At 60.1% G+C, this 17879-nt stretch carries 16 protein-coding genes and 2 tRNA genes; 9 read left to right on the forward strand and 9 right to left on the reverse strand.

The annotated features are described in order from the left end of the window. The first annotated feature begins 2 nt into the window (after positions 1 to 2). From ACO07W_RS17565 to ACO07W_RS17575, 3 genes are all read left to right on the forward strand, one after another. Positions 3 to 623: an Rv2466c family mycothiol-dependent reductase gene (locus tag ACO07W_RS17565; protein WP_421845000.1), complete on the forward strand. Its 621-nt coding sequence runs from the start codon at positions 3 to 5 to the stop codon at positions 621 to 623. 76 nt (positions 624 to 699) lie between these two features. Further along, complete coding sequence (locus ACO07W_RS17570) at positions 700 to 1179, forward strand: ribose-5-phosphate isomerase (protein ID WP_421845001.1); 480 nt, start codon at positions 700 to 702, stop codon at positions 1177 to 1179. Between the two features lie 21 nt (positions 1180 to 1200). Next, complete coding sequence (locus ACO07W_RS17575; RefSeq protein ID WP_421845002.1) at positions 1201 to 2007, forward strand: Fpg/Nei family DNA glycosylase; 807 nt, start codon at positions 1201 to 1203, stop codon at positions 2005 to 2007. A gap of 54 nt (positions 2008 to 2061) precedes the next feature. Here ACO07W_RS17575 and ACO07W_RS17580 read toward each other — a convergent pair whose 3' ends face one another. Both ACO07W_RS17580 and ACO07W_RS17585 read right to left on the reverse strand, forming a co-directional pair. After that, positions 2062 to 3246: a serine hydrolase domain-containing protein gene (locus ACO07W_RS17580; protein WP_421845003.1), complete on the reverse strand. Its 1185-nt coding sequence runs from the start codon at positions 3244 to 3246 to the stop codon at positions 2062 to 2064. A 32-nt stretch (positions 3247 to 3278) separates the two neighbouring features. After that, positions 3279 to 3349, reverse strand: a tRNA-Gly gene (locus tag ACO07W_RS17585). A gap of 145 nt (positions 3350 to 3494) precedes the next feature. Between ACO07W_RS17585 and ACO07W_RS17590 the strand changes: the two genes are divergently transcribed. The 6 genes from ACO07W_RS17590 (at position 3495) to eccCb (ending at position 11049) form a co-directional block, all read left to right on the forward strand. After that, positions 3495 to 3568 (forward strand) — tRNA-Pro (locus tag ACO07W_RS17590). Between the two features lie 70 nt (positions 3569 to 3638). Beyond that, a complete protein-coding gene (tig, locus tag ACO07W_RS17595) occupies positions 3639 to 5021 on the forward strand; it encodes a trigger factor (protein WP_421845004.1) in 1383 nt (460 codons plus the stop codon). Positions 5022 to 5136: 115 nt separating this feature from the next. Then, positions 5137 to 5721, forward strand: coding sequence for an ATP-dependent CLP protease proteolytic subunit ClpP1 (clpP1, locus tag ACO07W_RS17600; RefSeq protein ID WP_421846073.1), 585 nt, complete (start codon positions 5137 to 5139; stop codon positions 5719 to 5721). Then, on the forward strand, positions 5718 to 6362 hold the full coding sequence (clpP2, locus tag ACO07W_RS17605; protein WP_421845005.1) for an ATP-dependent CLP protease proteolytic subunit ClpP2: 645 nt from the start codon (positions 5718 to 5720) through the stop codon (positions 6360 to 6362). Before clpP1 ends, clpP2 begins: the two co-directional genes overlap by 4 nt. Before the next feature lie 440 nt (positions 6363 to 6802). Further along, entirely contained in the window at positions 6803 to 9169 is a 2367-nt protein-coding gene (gene eccCa, locus ACO07W_RS17610; RefSeq protein WP_421845006.1) for a type VII secretion protein EccCa, read from the forward strand. Positions 9170 to 9231: 62 nt separating this feature from the next. Next, entirely contained in the window at positions 9232 to 11049 is a 1818-nt protein-coding gene (gene eccCb, locus ACO07W_RS17615; protein ID WP_421845007.1) for a type VII secretion protein EccCb, read from the forward strand. Between the two features lie 130 nt (positions 11050 to 11179). Here the strand turns inward: eccCb and ACO07W_RS17620 are convergent, their stop codons facing one another. From ACO07W_RS17620 to ACO07W_RS17650, 7 genes are all read right to left on the reverse strand, one after another. Next, entirely contained in the window at positions 11180 to 11710 is a 531-nt protein-coding gene (locus ACO07W_RS17620) for a hypothetical protein (protein ID WP_421845008.1), read from the reverse strand. Continuing rightward, a complete protein-coding gene (locus tag ACO07W_RS17625; RefSeq protein ID WP_421845009.1) occupies positions 11710 to 12105 on the reverse strand; it encodes a hypothetical protein in 396 nt (131 codons plus the stop codon). The genes ACO07W_RS17620 and ACO07W_RS17625 overlap by 1 nt, the downstream gene beginning before the upstream one ends. A 666-nt stretch (positions 12106 to 12771) precedes the next feature. After that, a complete protein-coding gene (gene istB, locus ACO07W_RS17630; RefSeq protein WP_421839995.1) occupies positions 12772 to 13563 on the reverse strand; it encodes an IS21-like element helper ATPase IstB in 792 nt (263 codons plus the stop codon). Then, positions 13563 to 14798, reverse strand: coding sequence for an IS21 family transposase (gene istA, locus ACO07W_RS17635; protein WP_421839994.1), 1236 nt, complete (start codon positions 14796 to 14798; stop codon positions 13563 to 13565). The genes istB and istA overlap by 1 nt, the downstream gene beginning before the upstream one ends. 138 nt (positions 14799 to 14936) lie before the next feature. Next, on the reverse strand, positions 14937 to 16211 hold the full coding sequence (locus ACO07W_RS17640; protein ID WP_421840071.1) for an IS256 family transposase: 1275 nt from the start codon (positions 16209 to 16211) through the stop codon (positions 14937 to 14939). A gap of 86 nt (positions 16212 to 16297) precedes the next feature. Next, on the reverse strand, positions 16298 to 16582 hold the full coding sequence (locus tag ACO07W_RS17645; protein WP_421845010.1) for a hypothetical protein: 285 nt from the start codon (positions 16580 to 16582) through the stop codon (positions 16298 to 16300). Between the two features lie 219 nt (positions 16583 to 16801). Then, complete coding sequence (locus ACO07W_RS17650; protein WP_421845011.1) at positions 16802 to 17836, reverse strand: type VII secretion protein EccE; 1035 nt, start codon at positions 17834 to 17836, stop codon at positions 16802 to 16804. Positions 17837 to 17879 lie beyond the last annotated feature (43 nt).

Raw genomic sequence — 17879 nt, forward strand, 5'->3', positions numbered from 1 at the left:
CTATGCCTGACAAGGCCCCCGTGAAATCTCAGGCCGATTTCTGGTTCGATCCCGTGTGCCCATGGTGCTGGATCACGTCGCGCTGGATCCTGGAGGTGGAAAAAGTCCGTGACATCGAGGTGAATTTCCATGTGATGAGCTTGGCGGTGCTCAACGAAGGCCGGGACCTGCCCGAGGAATACCGCGAGGCAATGACCAAGGCATGGGGACCGGTGCGGGTGGCGATCGCCGCCGAGCAGGCACATGGCGCCGGCGTGTTGAGTCCTCTGTACACCGCGATGGGTACCCGGATTCACAACGAGGGCAACCGAGATGTCGACGAGGTCATCAAGGGCTCACTGGCCGACGCCGGGCTGCCGGCCGAACTGGCCGCCGCCGCCACCAGCGACGCATACGATGACGCCCTCCGCAAGAGTCACCACGCTGGGATGGACCCGGTTGGTGAGGATGTCGGTACGCCGACCATCCATGTCAACGGAGTAGCGTTCTTCGGGCCGGTGCTTTCGAAGATTCCGCGCGGCGAGGAGGCCGGCAAGCTCTGGGATGCCTCGGTAACCTTCGCAGCTTATCCGCACTTTTTTGAGCTCAAGCGGACGCGCACTGAGCCGCCCCAATACGACTAACGGTCGACTGGGAACCCTGTGAAGCGACACGCCCGGGTTTGCGTCACAGAGTTAACGTTCGGTAAGGATGTCGAGCATGCGCGTCTACCTGGGTTCTGACCACGCGGGATACGAGCTCAAGCTGCAAATCATCGAGCACTTGAAAAAATCTGGGCACCAGCCCGTCGACTGCGGCGCGTTTCACTACGACGCCGACGACGATTACCCGGCGTTTTGTATCGCCGCGGCGACACGGACTGTGGCGGATCCGGGCAGCCTGGGTATCGTGCTGGGAGGTTCAGGTAACGGCGAACAGATTGCCGCCAACAAGGTCACGGGTGCTCGTTGTGCGCTGGCGTGGAGCGTTGAGACCGCGTCGCTGGCCCGCGAACACAACAACGCGCAGCTGATCGGCATCGGTGGCCGCATGCACACCGTTGCTGAGGCGCTGGCCATCGTTGATGCTTTTGTGACGACACCATGGTCACAAGCCGATCGGCATCAGCGCCGCATCGACATGCTCAGCGAATACGAACGTACCCACGAGGCGCCGCCTGTGCCAGGCGCCTCGGCCTGATACCGAGACAGCGAGCAGCCCGTGCCCGAAGGGCATACCCTGCACCGGCTAGCCCGGCTGCACCAGCGCCGTTTCGCGGGTGCGCCGGTCGCCGTGTCGAGCCCCCAAGGCCGGTTCGACCGGGGGGCCGGCGCGGTTGACGGCCGTCTTTTGCTGCACGCCGGCGCGTGGGGCAAGCATCTGTTCCACCACTACGCCGATGGTCCGGTCGTGCATGTGCACCTCGGGCTCTACGGCACTTTCACTGAATGGGAACAGCCAGCTGGCGCGCTTGTTCCGGAACCGGTCGGGCAGGTGCGGATGCGGATGGTCGGCGCCGCGTACGGAACCGATTTGCGCGGCCCGACGGTGTGTGAGTTGCTCGACGAGGCTCAGGTTGGCGAAGTGGTGGCCAGGCTGGGACCGGACCCGCTGCGTCGCGACGCTGACCCGTCGCGGGCGTGGGCCCGGATCGTGAAGTCCCGCAGGTCTATTGGCGCGCTACTGATGGATCAGACTGTGATCGCGGGGGTAGGCAATGTCTATCGCAGCGAGCTGCTATTTCGCCACGGTGTCGACCCGTACCGGGCTGGTCGGAGTATCGATCAGGCGGAGTTTGACACGGCATGGGCTGATCTGGTGGCGCTCATGACGGTCGGCTTGCGCCGCGGCAAGATCGTGGTCGTGCGACCTGAACACGACCACGGTCTGCCCTCGTATGGTCCCGGACGGCCTCGTACATACGTGTATCGCAGAGCTGGCGAGCCATGCCGGGTATGCGCAGCAACAGTTCGCACGGCGGTGCTGGAGGGCCGCAACGTGTTCTGGTGCCCTACGTGCCAAACATGACGTTGATCGGTAACGGGGCCGGTGACGGTGACTGGTGGTGCACCTGCAGCCTCGCTAACTCGGTTTGACTCCGAGTGTTGCGTAGACCGCGTTGCTGAGGGCAGTACTGCGCGGATCGGCGTTGGCTTTACTGGGGTCGAAGCGGTTGGTCACATATGCATAACCGATCCGGTGTTCGAGGTCGACAAATCCGAATGAGCCACCGAGGCCGCCATGGCCGAAGATCTTCGGGTTTGGTCCGTTGGTACCGCGCTGGTTGAGCATGTAGCCCAAGCCCCAGCCATGGTCGGCGACTCGGCGGCCGAGCACCAAGTCGGTGTCGAATCCGCCCTGAGACACCCGGACCAGGTCCATGTGTTGACGACTAAGCAGCTGTTCCTGAGCGAGCGCGTTGTAAAAGGTTGCCAACCCCAGTGCAGACACCTGCCCGTTGGTGCCTGGGAACTCGATCTGGCGCCACAGCCTCAGGTTGTTGGAGCCGAGTTCGTCGTCGGGGGTGAATCCCATCGCTACCGAGAGGGCGGCTTTCGGGTGTTCGTCCACGGTGGTGGGGTAGTCGGGGGCTTGGACATCGCCCAGCATCTGGCGGATGTGCGGCTTGTTTACCCGATCTGCGCAGAATTGTTGCTGTGCTGGCGGCACTCCGATGTGGATCGCCGCGCCAAGCGGCTCGGCGATCTCGGTGCGCAGGTACTGACCAACGGTGCGGCCGGTGACGCGGCGAAAGACCTCGCCAAGAATGAAACCGAAGGTTGTCATGTGGTACCCCTGCGCGGTGCCTGGCTCCCACCACGGTTCCGCGGCTGCCAGCTGCTCGCAGACAAAGTTCCAGTCGGCGACGTCCTCCCAGCTCAGCCTCTTGTTCGGTCCAATCACGCCGGATCGGTGGCTCATCACCATGGCAACCGTGACGTTTTCCTTGCCCGCCTGGCCGAACTCGGGCCAGTAGCGGGCAACCGGTGCCTGAAGGTCGAGTTCGCCGCGATCGGCGAGTTGGTGAACGCAGGTGGCTGTGAGTGCCTTGGTTCCAGACAGCACGGTGGCCAGTGTGTCTTGTTGCCAGGGGCGCTTGCCCCCCGCGTCGGCCGAGCCGCCCCAGAGGTTGACGACGAGCTTCCCGTCCACCCACACTGCGACAGCTGCGCCTACCTCGTTTTGCAGCGCAAAGTTGCGCTCGAACGCGTCGCGCACGCTGGCGAAACTCGACGCGCAGGAGCCGTGGAATTCGGCCTCGCCCATGGCGCCTTTCTCTAGAGCGGTTTCTTTGCCGGAGCGGGCGACGGGAATCGAACCCGCGTCGCTAGTTTGGAAGACTAGGGCTCTACCATTGAGCTACGCCCGCCTGTAATAGTTGTGCGCGACTGTACGTGGCGAAAGACGTCAAATCTAATCGAAGCCGTTATGAGACCTCTCCGTTAGGTCTGCGAGGTCTCTGCGAGGTCGGTGTGGGACTGGCGCCGTCGGGCCGTAGGATCGCGAGGTCAGCGCGGGGTGTAGCGCAGCTTGGTAGCGCATCCGCTTTGGGAGCGGAAGGCCGCAGGTTCAAATCCTGTCACCCCGACTAGGAGCAGCATGCCGCACGCACGGCTTCCAACCGCAGAACGCCCGGACCGAGATCAAGGAGTACACCCGTGAAGAGCACCGTCGAGCAGTTGAGCCCAACCCGGGTTCGCATCAATGTGGAGGTGCCTTTCGCCGAGCTTGAGCCGGATTTCCAGCGGGCCTACAAAGAGTTGGCCAAACAGGTGCGGTTGCCCGGATTCCGGCCTGGGAAGGCGCCGGCCAGGTTGCTTGAGGCGCGGTTCGGCCGGGAGGCGATGCTCGATCAAATTGTCAACGATGCGCTGCCCAGCCGGTACGGGCAGGCGGTGGCCGAATCGGAGGTCCGGCCACTTGGCCGACCAGATATTGAGGTGACCAAAAAGGAGTACGGCCAAGACCTGGCTTTCACTGCCGAGGTCGACATCCGCCCTCAGATCGCCCTGCCTGACCTCAGCACATTGGCGGTCTCGGTAGAACCGATAGCGGTCAGCGATGACGACGTCGATGCCGAGTTGCAGTCGTTGCGCGCCCGGTTCGGCACTCTTACCGGGGTGGACCGGCCAGCGGCTAACGGTGACTTCGTATCGATCGACTTGTCGGCCACCGTCGACGGTGAGGATGTGCCCAATGCCGCCGCTGAGGGCCTGTCTCACGAGGTGGGTTCCGGCCGGCTTATCGCCGGTCTTGACGACGCGTTGCTCGGTTTGTCCGCGGCCGAGTCGAAGGTCTTCACAGCCAAGCTCGCTACCGGCGAATATGCGGGCCGCGAGGCGCAAGTGACCGTCACTGTCGGGTCGATCAAAGAGCGTGAGCTGCCCGAGCCAGACGATGAATTTGCACAATTAGCCAGCGAGTTCGACACCATCGACGAGCTGCGGGCCAATCTTGCCGATCAGGTACGCGAGGCGAAGCGCGCCCAACAGGCAGAGCAGATTCGCAACGCTACGACGGATGTTTTACTCGAGCAGGTCGACGTGCCGTTGCCGGAGTCCTTCGTGCAGGCTCAGTACGACAGCGTCATACATAGCGCGACCAGTTCCCTCAACCACGACGAAGCCAGGTTCAACGAGGCGCTCGTCGAGCAAGGTTCGTCGCGCGAGGAGTTTGAAGCCGAGGCGCGCAGCGCCTCGGAAAAAGATGTCAAGCGGCAGTTGGTGCTAGATGCGTTGGCTGATGATCTGAAGGTTCAGGTGGGCCAGAATGACCTGACTGAACGATTGTTGACCACGTCTCGGCAATACGGGGTTGAGCCGCAGCAGCTGTTTTCCTATCTTCAGGAAAACAACCAGCTGCAGTCGATGTTCGCTGACGTGCGGCGCGAAATGGCCGTCAGAGCGGTGGCCGAGGCGGCTACGGTGACCGATACCGACGGTAACGCCATTGATACCAGTGAGCTTTTTGGCAAGGGCGCGGCGGCCGGCGAGGCTGATCAAGCTGGCGAGGTTGATGAGGACGCCGAAGAATCAGAATGACGCTGTGAGCGAACGCGCCGACGAAACGGGGCGTGTGGCCGTCAAACAGCAAGCGCCGTTGGTTACTGTCGGTGCTACAGAACTCGAGAAAGCAGGTACCCCAGTCGTGGCTGACATGCGTTCGAACTCGCAGGGTCTCAACCTCACGGACTCGGTCTATGAGCGCTTGCTCTCCGAGCGCATCATTTTCCTGGGTTCGGAGGTGAACGACGATATCGCCAACCGGTTGTGTGCGCAGATTCTGCTGCTCGCAGCCGAAGACGCTGGTAAGGACATCTCCCTGTACATCAATTCCCCGGGCGGATCGATCAGCGCTGGCATGGCGATTTACGACACCATGGTTCTGGCTCCGTGTGACATCGCCACCTATGCCATGGGCATGGCAGCCTCAATGGGAGAGTTCCTCTTGGCGGCGGGAACCAAGGGAAAGCGCTATGCGCTCCCGCATGCGCGCATCCTGATGCATCAGCCGCTGGGTGGTGTGACTGGCAGCGCGGCGGACATCGCCATCCAGGCCGAGCAGTTCACCGTCATCAAGAAGGAGATGTTCCGGCTCAACGCCGAATTTACTGGCCAGCCGATCGAACGCATCGAGGCGGATTCGGATCGGGACCGCTGGTTCACCGCGCAGGAAGCCCTCGACTACGGTTTCGTCGACCACATCATTACCCGCGCCCACGTCAACGGAGAAGTGCAGTGAGTACTCAAAATCCTCAGATCCAGCCTCAGGCGCGGTACATCCTGCCGTCGTTCATCGAGCACTCCAGCTTCGGCGTCAAGGAGTCCAACCCCTACAACAAACTGTTCGAGGAACGCATCATCTTTCTCGGGGTACAGGTCGACGACGCATCTGCGAACGACATCATGGCGCAGTTGCTGGTTTTGGAATCGCTCGATCCCGATCGCGATATCACCATGTACATCAACTCGCCGGGCGGCGGCTTCACCTCGCTGATGGCCATTTACGACACCATGCAGTATGTGCGCGCTGACATTCAGACGGTGTGCTTGGGTCAAGCGGCATCGGCGGCCGCGGTGTTGCTGGCCGCTGGGACGCCGGGCAAGCGGATGGCCTTACCCAATGCCCGTGTGCTGATCCACCAGCCGTCGTTGTCGGGTGTGATCCAGGGACAGTTCTCAGATCTGGAGATTCAGGCCGCCGAGATCGAGCGGATGCGCACGCTGATGGAAACGACGCTGGCCCGCCACACCGGCAAGGACGCCGAGGTTATCCGCAAGGACACCGACCGCGACAAGATTCTGACCGCTGAAGAGGCCAAGGACTACGGGATCATCGACACGGTGCTGGAGTACCGGAAACTTTCGACGCAATCCGCCTGAACCCCAACGCCAATCTTTATCGGTGGAGCCGGCCGGCGAGTCCGTGGCTGTTGCGTGGAAACTCCATCTGCGCGATCACGATTGTGTTTTTACGACGTTGTTGCGCGGGTGGTTGCCCGAGCAACGCGGCGTCGGTCAAGATTCTCGGTTCGCGCATGGTCGGCGCCGAACAGATCGTCGATCGTGAGTGCGTCGATCGATAGATCGATACGGGTGCCGGGTATGCGCTCAGGTCCGTGCGGGGCCATGGCTCTGTGGGGCCCAAGTAGCGCCCGCGTCCGGCACCTCGTGCGCCGGCCCCAAGGCGCGACCGACCATTGCGCATGTCCGCGCCGACGAAGTACGGTACAAACTGCGGCCAGAACATCTGGCATGGTCGCCTCGCAGCCCGATTTTTCATCCGCCCAAACCCACATCCGAGACTGGCACCTTAATTTCGCATGACGTTTCCCGACACACGCGTTGAGACGAGTACGGAAATCTTTGTGCGGCCTACGCGGCTGCGATATCCAGACAAGGTGCCTGGCGGCCAGCTCGATCTGGATAAGCCTCCGCTTGTTCCAAAACCAAAACCGGTTCCAATGATGCAGATAATTTTCCCTATCATCATTGTTGTCATGATGGTCGGGATGATGGCTGCCATGTTCACGCTCAATCGCGGCGCATTCAATCCGCTCTTTCTCATGTTCCCCATGTTTGCGTTTATATCGCTAGGCGGGATGATGTTCCAAAATCTTGGCGGAAGAGCGAACATGGCGGAGCTGAACGAAGAGCGTAAATCGTATTTGAGCTACTTGGATACGCAGCGCGAAAAAGTTCACCAGAACGCGCTATTGCAGATTCGTGCCCGAAAGTGGGATCATCCGGAGCCTGGCGAGTTGATCTTTTTCGTAGCTACCGCGCGAATGTGGGAGCGACGCTCTGGAAATCGGGATTTCGCGACCGTACGGATTGGTGTGGGCGAGGAACCTCTGGCGACTCCGCTAAAACCCGAAATCGATGTACAGGAAGAGCAGCTAGAGCCAACCTGCGCCCTGTTCCTCAAGGAGTTCATCGATGCGAACAAATCAATCGGTGCCTCTCCCTTGTCGATCTCACTGCGGGAATACAATCTGATCACGGTTAGTGGTCAAGAAGTTGCGCTGTCCTGGGTGTGCGCACTTCTTGGTCAGCTAATCGTGTTTCACGGCCCGGACGACGTGGCAGTCGCGATCGTTGCTCCTGATATTGAAGATGACGATTGGAGTTGGGCAAAATGGTTGCCGCATACTCAACATCCCGCGTCCAGCGACGCCTCCGGTAGTGCCCGGCTGCTCTACACAAGTATCGATCAGGCCGAAAAAGATCTAAGTTCTCTCTTCGAAAAAGCAGGCGAGCAGTCCGCATCGGCTAAATCGGAGAAACGCCATATCGTCGTAGCTTTAGATTGCCGCCGTGGTATCGCCGCCAAACACGAAGTGGATCGTTTGGCCGGTATGGAAGGCTATTCGGGTGTCACGGTTATCGCGATCGACGCGCCGGAAGGGTCGTACACGGACGACACCTCTCTTCTGAAACTGGCAATTATCGACGGATCGCTGTATTTAGCTGATAAACGGTCACCAGTAAAAGACGCGCGACAGCCGAGCGACAAGATTGCCGCTATTGATACGATGTCCTCGTCTGAAATGCGTGACCTCGCGCAACAGGTAGCGCGTTATAGGCCCGTAAGTGAACTGGACGCTATAGAGATCAAAACTGCCGGGGCTTTTCCTTCCGATAGCCCACTGCGAGTTATAGGCGATCCGAGCAAGATCGAGCCGGGGCAGACTCAAAGCCCTAGGTCCATACGGGACATGCTTCGTGTGCCGGTTGGAACGACGCCCTCTGGTGAGCTTGTTTACCTCGATTTGAAGGAAGCCGCGCAGCAGGGAATGGGGCCGCACGGCTTGCTGATAGGCCGTACCGGCTCTGGTAAGTCAGAGTTGCTTCGCACGCTGGTCCTGATGTTGGCGCTAATGCACAGCCCGCAACATCTCAACATGCTGTTGGTCGATTACAAAGGCGGCGCAACGTTCTTGGGGTTTGATCGGCTTCCGCATGTATCGACCGTGGTGACCAATCTTGAAGCTGAGGCGCACCTCGTCAACCGCATGGATATTGCTATCCGCGGAGAGCTGAACCGTCGACAAGAAATCTTGAGAAATGCCGCAGAGCGGCCTGATGTCCACACCCCGATACCCAATATTCAAATATACAACGACGTTCGCTCCTCGGGCATTTCACTCCCAGAACTCCCAGTGCTGGTGTTTATCGTCGACGAGTTCTCGGCGTTGCTTGAAGCTCATCCAGAGTTTGCAAAACTTTTCGCCTTGATTGGCCAACAGGGCCGGTCGCTGGGCGTTCACATGCTATTAGCCACACAAGAGTTGCGCTCGGGTCGTATTTCTTCGGTCGAGGCGCACCTTTCCTATCGAATCGCGTTACGGACGAATACGATCCAGGAATCTCGTGACGTGCTGGGGAGCAATGAAGCATACAGCTTGCCAGACGAACCAGGATCGGCCTATTTGAAAGTCTCGGCAGAAGGCCTAACGCGTTGGCGCGCTTTCACCCTTGGTGGTGTGTATACACCGACTCCCCATTCCAGTGAGAGGGCTTCCCCGGCGGGTCCGCGACCTCCCGGGGATGGTCTGGGCCCGAGGCTATTTACGGCGACCACGATCCGGTCGCGTCGACCGTTGCCCAGGCAGCAAGAGGCCAACGGTCGACCGCTTGCATCTCATCGCAGTTACTCTCAGCTTTCCACGCCCAGGAGCAGATATTGAGTCAGCCACAAAGTCGAAATGGACTCGGGCCTAACGTAAACGTTACGACTGTAGGTCAGGTCATGATCGAAAGGCTGGCGAGTGCCGGGTATGGCACAGCGCACAACATATGGTTGGCTCCGCTCGACCAGACAAGAACTATTCGCGATCTTCTAGACGATTCCACAGTCTACTGGCCAGATAGCGCGCGCGGACATCTTAGGATACCGATCGGGCTAATCGACGATCCCTACTATCAGCGGTACCAGGTCTTGTCTCTAGATATTAGCGGCAGCGGTGGAAACGCTCTCATTGTCGGCGGTCCTCAAAGCGGGCGGTCAACAGCCTTGCAGACATTCATCATGGCCGCCGCGATGTTGCATAGGTCGAGTGATATTCAGTTCTACTGCATGGATTTCGGAGGTGGCGGAAAGATCGCGGCGCTGGCCGACCTGTCCCACGTCGGTGCGGTAGCTACTCGCGCTAGCCCGGACCTAGCTGCCAGAATGGTCGCCGATATGCTCGCGTTGAGCCGAAAGCGGGAAAAACTTTTCATTCAGCACAATATCACCGGCATTGCAGACTTTCGAAGGCGCAAGGCGAATGGCGACCGGGCTGTGGCCGTCGATCCCTATGGCGATGTCGTGTTGGTGATCGACGGCTGGACTACTATCACCAAAGACGCCTCAGCTAACTTAGAGCACCTTGAAAATGACATCATTACGCTCGCGGAAAGAGGTTTGTCTTATGGGATTCACATCGTTGTAGCCAGTCCGCGGCACGCAGACTTCAAAGCGAGCCTTAAAGATAATTGTGGAAGTCGTGTCGAGCTACGTCTCAATGATCCGCTGAACTCAGAAGTGGATCGCAAGCGTGCAAGTATCATTCCTGAAATCCCCGGCCGCGGAATTACTCACATTCCAGGTAAGCGTTCCGTAGAGCTTCCCGGCGGCGATGTGCGAGATTTCCTCATCGCGCTACCGTTGACTAACCAGGAATTGCCGTCGGTTTCAGGACAGCCGATCACTACGGACATAGATGTGAACCTGCAAACTTCTGTGTCCCAGCTGAATGTTTCAAATAGAATTTCTGCTCCGCCTGTGCGTTTGCTGCCTCTTGACTATCAGCGCTCCGAACTTGTGCAGCGAAGGTCGAACGAAGGGTTCCGGCCATCGTCACTGTCGCGACAATCAGGCCAAGCCAACCTGGTAGTTCCGCTGGGTATCGGTGAAGCCGAGTTGGAGCCGCTAAGTATCGATTTCGGTGTAGAAACGCATTTCCTCATTTTTGCCGATTCACGCTCCGGGAAGACCACGGCGTTGCGGCACATTATCACCAGTCTGGTTGAAGTCAATACGCCCGACCAGGTAATGGTTCTTTTGGTCGACTATCGCCGAGGGCTGCTGGGAGTGCTTCCCGACGAGTCCTACGGCTATCATGTATCGACCGAGCAAGATCTTGTCCAAAAGCTGACGAGTTTGACGGCCCAGCTGCCAAGGCGGCTTCCGTCGTCCGATGTCACCGCCGCACAGTTGCAAGAGCGCTCATGGTGGACTGGACCGGACATATTTGTCGTAATCGACGATTGTGATCAAGTCGTCACGCATCGGAGCGATCCGCTGATGCCCCTTATGGAATTTATTGCCCGGGGGCGTGATCTAGGTCTGCATGTCATTCTTACGCACCGCACTGGCGGAGCAAGCCGCGTGATCTGGGGAACCTCGTTGGTCGCTGAGCTCAAGGCGTTGTACTCGCCAGGCATCGTCATGAGTGGATCAAAAGATGAAGGGGCACTGTTGGGCACCGTCAAGGCCGCGGAACAGCCACCAGGGCGCGGCGTGTTCGTATGCCGTGAGCACGTCGAAGTACTGCAGATGCCTAACATGCCGGCCCCTAGGTGATCGAAGTGGTAGGGGAGCCGCTCGGCCGAAGTTGCGGTGTTGTGCGGACAACACGCGTACCGACAACACCTGAAGTCTGATTGCCGGGCGGGCGGCCCGGGCCGCTCTCGCGCATGATCAACTCCTGTTGTCAGGGGTTTGCGGTGCTAGAGAAGCCGCGTGCGAGGTTGTTGTCGGAATGTCTGAATTCGGCATTAGCGAGGTCGAGAGCGTCTAAGGCTCGTAGCGTGGTATCGGACATGCGGCGGCGAACGTTTCGGAGCTGGGTCAGCCGTTGCTGGAGAGCCGCTGCGGCCTGGCCTTCTGTTGTGGAGAAAGCCTGTATTTGGTGGAGTTCATGTGATCCCAACTCCAATTGGGAGACAACCCGCCGCATACCGTCGATCCCTTCGGAGATTGCCCGGTAGTCACGGACCACAGTGCTGCTGTGGCCAGGCGCTGACAGTCCGGCGGTTATACCCACTCCGGTGACTGCAGGCTCCGGCGTGGGTGGGCGATGCGCGGCTAGCTCGTACTGGGTTGCTACGTCCGAATTTTGTTCAGCGCGCTGCTGTAGCTGAGGAATCTGATCGGCTGCTCGATCGGCCCGCTCCTCGAACCCACGAGCCTCTTGCTGGTGGTATGCAAAGTAGTGCTCATTGGTGCTGGCTTGACCGGCCATCAACCGGGCGTCGCTGCGATATTGCCGCTCCTGCTCGGCAAAATAGTCTCGCCGCCGCTGGTGCTCCTGCCCTTGAGGTACTTGCTGCGCGCTTCGGGCAAACCGTTCAGCTTGCTCGTTAGAGTGTTGCTCCCATCGACGGCTGTTTGCGGCGCTTCGTTGATGACCCTGGGCCGTTCGTGTTTCGGCAGCAGCGCGTTGGCGAGATGCGTCGACGTATTCTTGCTGGTCGGTTGCTTGGTTTTGGAGGTGTTGGGCGTAGCCGCGAAGTGCTTGTGCGGATCGGCTGGCGTCTTCGTGTGGGAGTTGCGGAACCGTGTCTTGCCGCGGCGTGGCTGCTGGTTCGGGACGAGCTCGGTTGCGTCGTCCCCACCGGCGACCGCGCTGCGGCGCATCGAGAGCGTCGGGATCATCAACAGGCTCTGGCCGGTTGATGCGCTTGAACGTCTGCCACTGGTCCCATTCCCTGAGCTTTTGGGCCTGGTTACGATGCTGTTGGGTCTGAGATTCGAGTTCGCGCTGCCGGTATTGGTTTAAATCGGCGTGGAGGTTGTTTCCGGCCGCTCTATATGTCGATGATCTTTCCCCGAGTTCTGCGGCTTGCTGATCTTTCTGACGGGCTTGGCGCTCGTGATACTCCGACCAGTTCTGTGGGTCGCGCATTTCTCGGGCCTGTTGCCGGTGGTATTGAGCCTGCGAGTCGAACCAGCGCTGCTCGCGCTGAAGATCCGATGTGTGTTGTTGATGTTCTAAGCCACGCGTTGACCCCAATCTTTGGCTCGAAGACTCGAACTCTCTGTGCGGTGGCGTATCGAACGGTGAGGGCCGGTCAAGATCGAATAGGTTGCGCTCGATGGCAGCCTTGTCGGCTGGATCGGTCAAAAGCTGTTCAACCGGAATGCTTGAGGGATTATCTGCCAACGCTTCTTGGGCCGAGTCGAGCGCTTCTCTAGGGTCTCTGGCCACGGCTTGGAGCTGCCATGTGCGGGTGGCGTCTTAGGATGTCAACGGCAAGTGAAAACTGATCAGGTTTCGGCAATCGAAAATTGACCAGCTTGGTTTCATTGGTCCTCGGCTGTGGTGGTGTGGCCGAGGTCTCGGTCTTTGATGCGGTAGCTGTCTCCTTTGAGGGCGATGACTTCGGCGTGATGGACGAGTCGGTCGATCATGGCGGCGGCGACTACGTCGTCGCCGAACACTTCGCCCCACCGCCCGAAGGGCTTATTCGAGGTGACGATGAGACTGGCCCGTTCGTAACGCGACGACACGAGTTGGAAGAACAGATTGGCGGCTTCGGGTTCAAACGGGATGTAGCCGACTTCATCGACAACCAGCAGGGGGTAGCGGGCCAGCCGCGCCAATTCGGCTTGCAGGGTGCTGTTGTGATGGGCGCGAGCAAGACGATCAACCCATTGCGAAGCGGTCGCGAACGCAACGCGGTGACCTGCTTGACAAGCGCGCATCGCAATCCCGATCGCCAGGTGGGTCTTGCCGGTCCCTGGTGGGCCGAGGAACACCACGTTGTCTTTAGCGGTGACGAAGTCCAGGGTGCCCAGATGGGCGATGATGTCGCGTTTGAGACCGCGGGCATGATCGAAGTCGAACTCTTCCAACGATTTACGTGATGGGAAGCGGGCAGCGCGGATGCGCCCTTCGCCGCCGTGAGATTCCCGAGCCGACACCTCACGCTGCAGACACGCCGCGAGGAATTCTTCATAGCTCCACGCTTCGGTTCGGGCGCGCTCAGCGAGACGTTCGATGGCCTCACGCAGCGTCGGGGCTTTCAACACCCGGGTCAGATACGCCAGCTCAGCGGTGACATCACGGCTGCTGGTCGCGGTCTTGGCAGCCATCACGCCACCGGCCCGTCAAGGCCCAACAAGGCGTCGTAATCAGCGAGACGGCGTTGTTCGACCTCCACGTGATGCGGTGGACCAACAACCTCGAGCCGTTTGCGCCGCAGCAGTTTCGCGGCCTGGACATGTTCGGGATCGCTGATCGTTTGATGTTTGGCCCAGATCCGGTCGTGGTCGGCGACCAGCGTGCCGTCACACCAGACCCGCACCCGGTTTAGATCTGCGATGATCTCGATACGGCGGCCGATCGCGGCCGGATGCACCGAGTAATCGTTGCTGTCGAGGCGCACGTAATGATCGCGAGGCAACCGCGTTGAGCGTCGCCATCCGATGCTGGGCCCAACCGGCGGCAATGCCAGCATCGCTGCGGTATCGGCGGCGATGCGATCTGCTGGCCGGCATCCCAGCACCCGATGCTGGCGGTGGTTGGCCCCCACCAGCCAGGCCTGCAACTGGATGTTGAAATCGGCTGGGGAGCCAAACACCCGCCCCGGCAAAAACGCCCGCTCCAAATAGTCATGGAACCGTTCAACCAGACCCTTGGCCTCAGGATCAGCGGGTTTACAGATCCCTACCGTGGTGGCCAAGGTCCCGCGGAAAGCCTGACATGCCGGGGTCAACTCTGGTCGGCGTGCCCGCCACCGCCCGACCGCGCCCTCACCATCCCACACCAACACCCGTGGAACCGCACCCAACGTCGAAAGATGCTGCCACCAACCGGCATACAAGTCTTCGGCAGCGCGTGTCGGAATCAACAGCGCCGAAGCCCACCGTGAATACCCACACACCATGGTCAACACCGGTAACGTCGCCGCCCTACGAACCTGGCCATACCCCACCGGCACCACAACATCGGGAAACCAGAAGTCACACTGCCCGACCTCACCGGCCACATACGTCGTCCGTGACACCGGATCCGGCGCCAAATACAGTGGCCGTAACTCACGCACCCGCCCACTCAGTGTGCGGATCGAATACGACCAACCGATCCGCTCAGCAATCACCGTCGCCGGCATCCGCGGATAGGCCGCCAACAACTCCCGAATCCGCGGCTCGGCCTCATCAGCAACAGAACCCCTCACCGCACGCCGATACTTCGGCGGCCCATCAGAAGCCAACGCCGACTTCACCGTATTCCGCGAAATACCCATCACCCGCGCAATCTCGGCAATCGGCAACTGCTCCGACCGGCGCAACCGGCGAATCTCAGCCCAATCCTCCACGTTCAACACCTGCCTCCTCCTTGACACATAGCCAAGGCACTCTAGGAAGCTGGTCAATTTTCAATTGCCGCCCACTGGTCAGTATTCAGTTGCCGCCGACATTAGGACTGGTGTAAAAACGCTGGGCGCATGTTCCTGGTGGTCATGTTACGCGGCGGTGGTGTCGGTCGTGGTTGTTGTGGTGGGGGGATGCAGTGGGCGGGGTGGCTCGAGCAGTTGGTGGCGTAGTTCTTGGAGGTGGCGGCTGGTCGCTGATGTTTGGGTGACTCCGCGCCAGCCGCGGCTGGCGCGGTCGAGGACGGCCCATACCAGCGACAGACAGCTGGTTTCGCCGGGTAGGCGGCCGATGACCTTGACCCGGCGACGGGATTCTCCGAAGGTGCGTTCGATGAGGTTGGAATGGCGGATGCGTGTCCAGTGTTGGCGGGGGAAGCGCAAATGCACGCTCAGCGAGGCGAAGTCGTTGGCCAGGCAAGCGACCGCGGCTGGGTAGAGCCCGCGGTATGTGGTGGTGAACTCCTCGGCGCGGCGGGTGGCTTCATCCACGGCCTGCTGGCCGGGTGGCTGGTCAATGTCATCGAAGATCGACCAGAACGCGGCTTTGATCTCGTCCTGGACCGCGACAGGTGTCTTGGCGATGACGTTACGGCAGCGATGGATCAGACACCGCTGACGCAGGCTTGCCGGAAACGTGGTCTCCCATGCGGCGATCAGGCCCGGCGCCCCGTCGGAGATGCCCAGTAGCGGCGGGCGTAGTCCCCGGTTCCTCAGGTCAGCCAAGAAGTCGGCCCACGCATCAGCCGACTCCGCTGCGGCTGGGGCCAGCCCAATAAACAGGGGCTTGCCGTCGGTGCAGATGCCCCAGGCGGCCAGCACCGGCTCGGCCGGGGCGTTGGGATGCATCCGAAAGTTCGAGGCATCCAAGAACAGGTAGTCCAACACCAGCTCATCAAGGCGTCGAGACGACCACGCAGCGAACTCGTCTTTGATGGCCGCACAAATCCGGCTCACCGTCGAGCGCGACAACGCCGCCTGCGAGCCCAGCACCTCGGCCAACGCGGCCTCGATGTCGCGATCCGACAAACCGCGCACCCATCCCGAAATCACCAACGCCTCCAGAGCGTGGGTGCGCGTCACCCCGGCACCGAATAGCCGCGAACAGAACCGCTCGTCGGTGTCGCGTAGTTTCGGGCGGCATAATTCGACCGAGCCCATCGTGGTCTTCACCGTCGCCGGCGGTTGATACCCATTGCGGTACCCGCCCGGGCCGTCCTGAACCCGACGCTGGTGACGGGCTCGGCCCAACACTGCTTCTACCTCGGCCTCCACGGCGACCTGAAACACCAGACGCACCGATAACCGCCCGACCTCCTCCAAAATCTCGGTCAACGGCCGCTCGGTCGCGGCGAACAACTGATCCATCTCAACACGCACACGCTCAATCGGCGATACTCGCTTGGTCACGGGCGTAGCCCCTCCTTCATAGCTTTCGTCGGTTGCGACGGAACCTACGCCCGTGACCATTTACACCAGCGATGAGACGCGACCCATGTGCGGGCCGCATGGGCCAATGTTTGGTTGTCATAGCGTTGAGCTTGCAGATCGTGATATTCGGGGCCTAACTCCGCTAACACCGGCGGTAGCGGCTCATACGGCGGCGGACCCTGCTCAAGCGGAACGTTGGACTCCCACGGCTGGGTATCCCAAAACCCGTCCCGAGGCGGTGTATACGGCGGCAATCGATCCTCGCCGGCCTCGCGCGGTTCGCTAGGGGACGCATCCGGTGCGGTCACGCCCATCTCCCTCCTTGCGAGAAAACGCATCTCAGCAAAGTGTCTATGCGACATTTATCCAATCATCTACCAGAAATTCCGTTGATTTGCTATATCGTCCGCAAAAAGCGTTGACTGGGCCCGACAGGGATACACTCCAGTAGAGTTTTAGCTCTGCTGATTCTTTACGGCAGTGGTGAGTTGTGAAGAGGGGGCGCCGGCTTTGATGATGTTGGCGCGCTACAAAGGAATATAGATGCCTTCTAAGGCGCTAGACGCCACAGGTGACTTCGGTGTCGGTTCAATACGATGGCCGGCCGCCAAGCTGGTAGAACCTAGCGGCAAGTTAGCGAGAAACACGTCTTGCTTGCGCCAACACGCTCCCCTTAAACCCTGAGGGCGACGCTTGATGCGCGAAGCGAGTACATAACTTACCCAGCTCTGAACAAATACATGATGACGTTCTCGAGCGGGGGTCATCCGAACCGTTGAGACAGCCAGGTGGCTGGGCAGATTGAGCCATTCCGCGATCCTGGACTCGGTAACATCATCGGCGAGATCGGAAACATAGGCGGTGGCAATTCCTGCTGGGGGTCTCTTGGTGCGCAAAACCGATGTGCCCTTCCAGCGCCCGGGGGAAATCGCCAGGTCAGAATACAATCCACGTATATGACTTGAGCTGGCAACCGCGCTCTCAATACCCGCTTCGCTGAGCCGTTGGGCGAGTCGGCGGCTGGCCGAAACTGCGGCCTTGACGGTCCCCGCACGCCCACCGCCGCGCCAATGCACACCGGTGTTTTCGTTCCAATTTGCCGTACGCAGCACCAGCCATAGCTCGCGCTCGCAAGTTATGCCCCCTTGCAGGGCTTCGGCAGCGGCGAGCACATCACCTGGCCGATCGCCGTTTTGCTGGTTGACGCCGCGGGCTGCACGTTTTGTCAAGCTGATCGCGTCAATCCCTGTCAATAGAATATCGTATTGCCAGAGACTGTCGGCAATTTGATACAGGGACAATGGTACCGCTGCTGAACTGGGGCTAGAATCTTCGGAAACGGTCACGGAAAGCGCAGTGACGGCGACTCCTCGCTCCCATAAAACGCCTATTTCCGCGTGGTCCGTGGACGACCGTACATCGATGATGTCCAGAGGCTTCTTCGATCGGAGAAATTCATCAGAGCGGTGGTATCCCAGCAGCCATCGGAAAATAAGACCGAGCCACTGAAGGGAACTCCGGCGCTGATATTGGATGGACACCAGAATGAGCAGCGCTAACATCGCCGCTGGATAGAGCCACCGCATATTCCACAGTTCAAATACG

The sequence above is a fragment of the Mycobacterium sp. genome, from assembly GCF_965230835.1.
Classification (GTDB): Bacteria; Actinomycetota; Actinomycetes; order Mycobacteriales; family Mycobacteriaceae; genus Mycobacterium.

What these genes read in the sequence shown, in the direction of transcription:
- ACO07W_RS17580 (WP_421845003.1), bottom strand. Translation starts at nt 3,246, where the DNA reads ATGGGCGAGGCCGAATTCCACGGCTCCTGCGCGTCGAGTTTCGCCAGC.
- istB (WP_421839995.1), bottom strand. Translation starts at nt 13,563, where the DNA reads ATGGCTGCCAAGACCGCGACCAGCAGCCGTGATGTCACCGCTGAGCTG.
- ACO07W_RS17570 (WP_421845001.1), top strand. Translation starts at nt 700, where the DNA reads ATGCGCGTCTACCTGGGTTCTGACCACGCGGGATACGAGCTCAAGCTG.
- ACO07W_RS17640 (WP_421840071.1), bottom strand. Translation starts at nt 16,211, where the DNA reads ATGGATCAGTTGTTCGCCGCGACCGAGCGGCCGTTGACCGAGATTTTG.
- ACO07W_RS17620 (WP_421845008.1), bottom strand. Translation starts at nt 11,710, where the DNA reads ATGGCCGGTCAAGCCAGCACCAATGAGCACTACTTTGCATACCACCAG.
- ACO07W_RS17565 (WP_421845000.1), top strand. Translation starts at nt 3, where the DNA reads ATGCCTGACAAGGCCCCCGTGAAATCTCAGGCCGATTTCTGGTTCGAT.
- eccCa (WP_421845006.1), top strand. Translation starts at nt 6,803, where the DNA reads ATGACGTTTCCCGACACACGCGTTGAGACGAGTACGGAAATCTTTGTG.
- clpP1 (WP_421846073.1), top strand. Translation starts at nt 5,137, where the DNA reads ATGCGTTCGAACTCGCAGGGTCTCAACCTCACGGACTCGGTCTATGAG.
- ACO07W_RS17625 (WP_421845009.1), bottom strand. Translation starts at nt 12,105, where the DNA reads ATGCGCCGCAGCGCGGTCGCCGGTGGGGACGACGCAACCGAGCTCGTC.
- eccCb (WP_421845007.1), top strand. Translation starts at nt 9,232, where the DNA reads ATGATCGAAAGGCTGGCGAGTGCCGGGTATGGCACAGCGCACAACATA.
- ACO07W_RS17650 (WP_421845011.1), bottom strand. Translation starts at nt 17,836, where the DNA reads ATGTTAGCGCTGCTCATTCTGGTGTCCATCCAATATCAGCGCCGGAGT.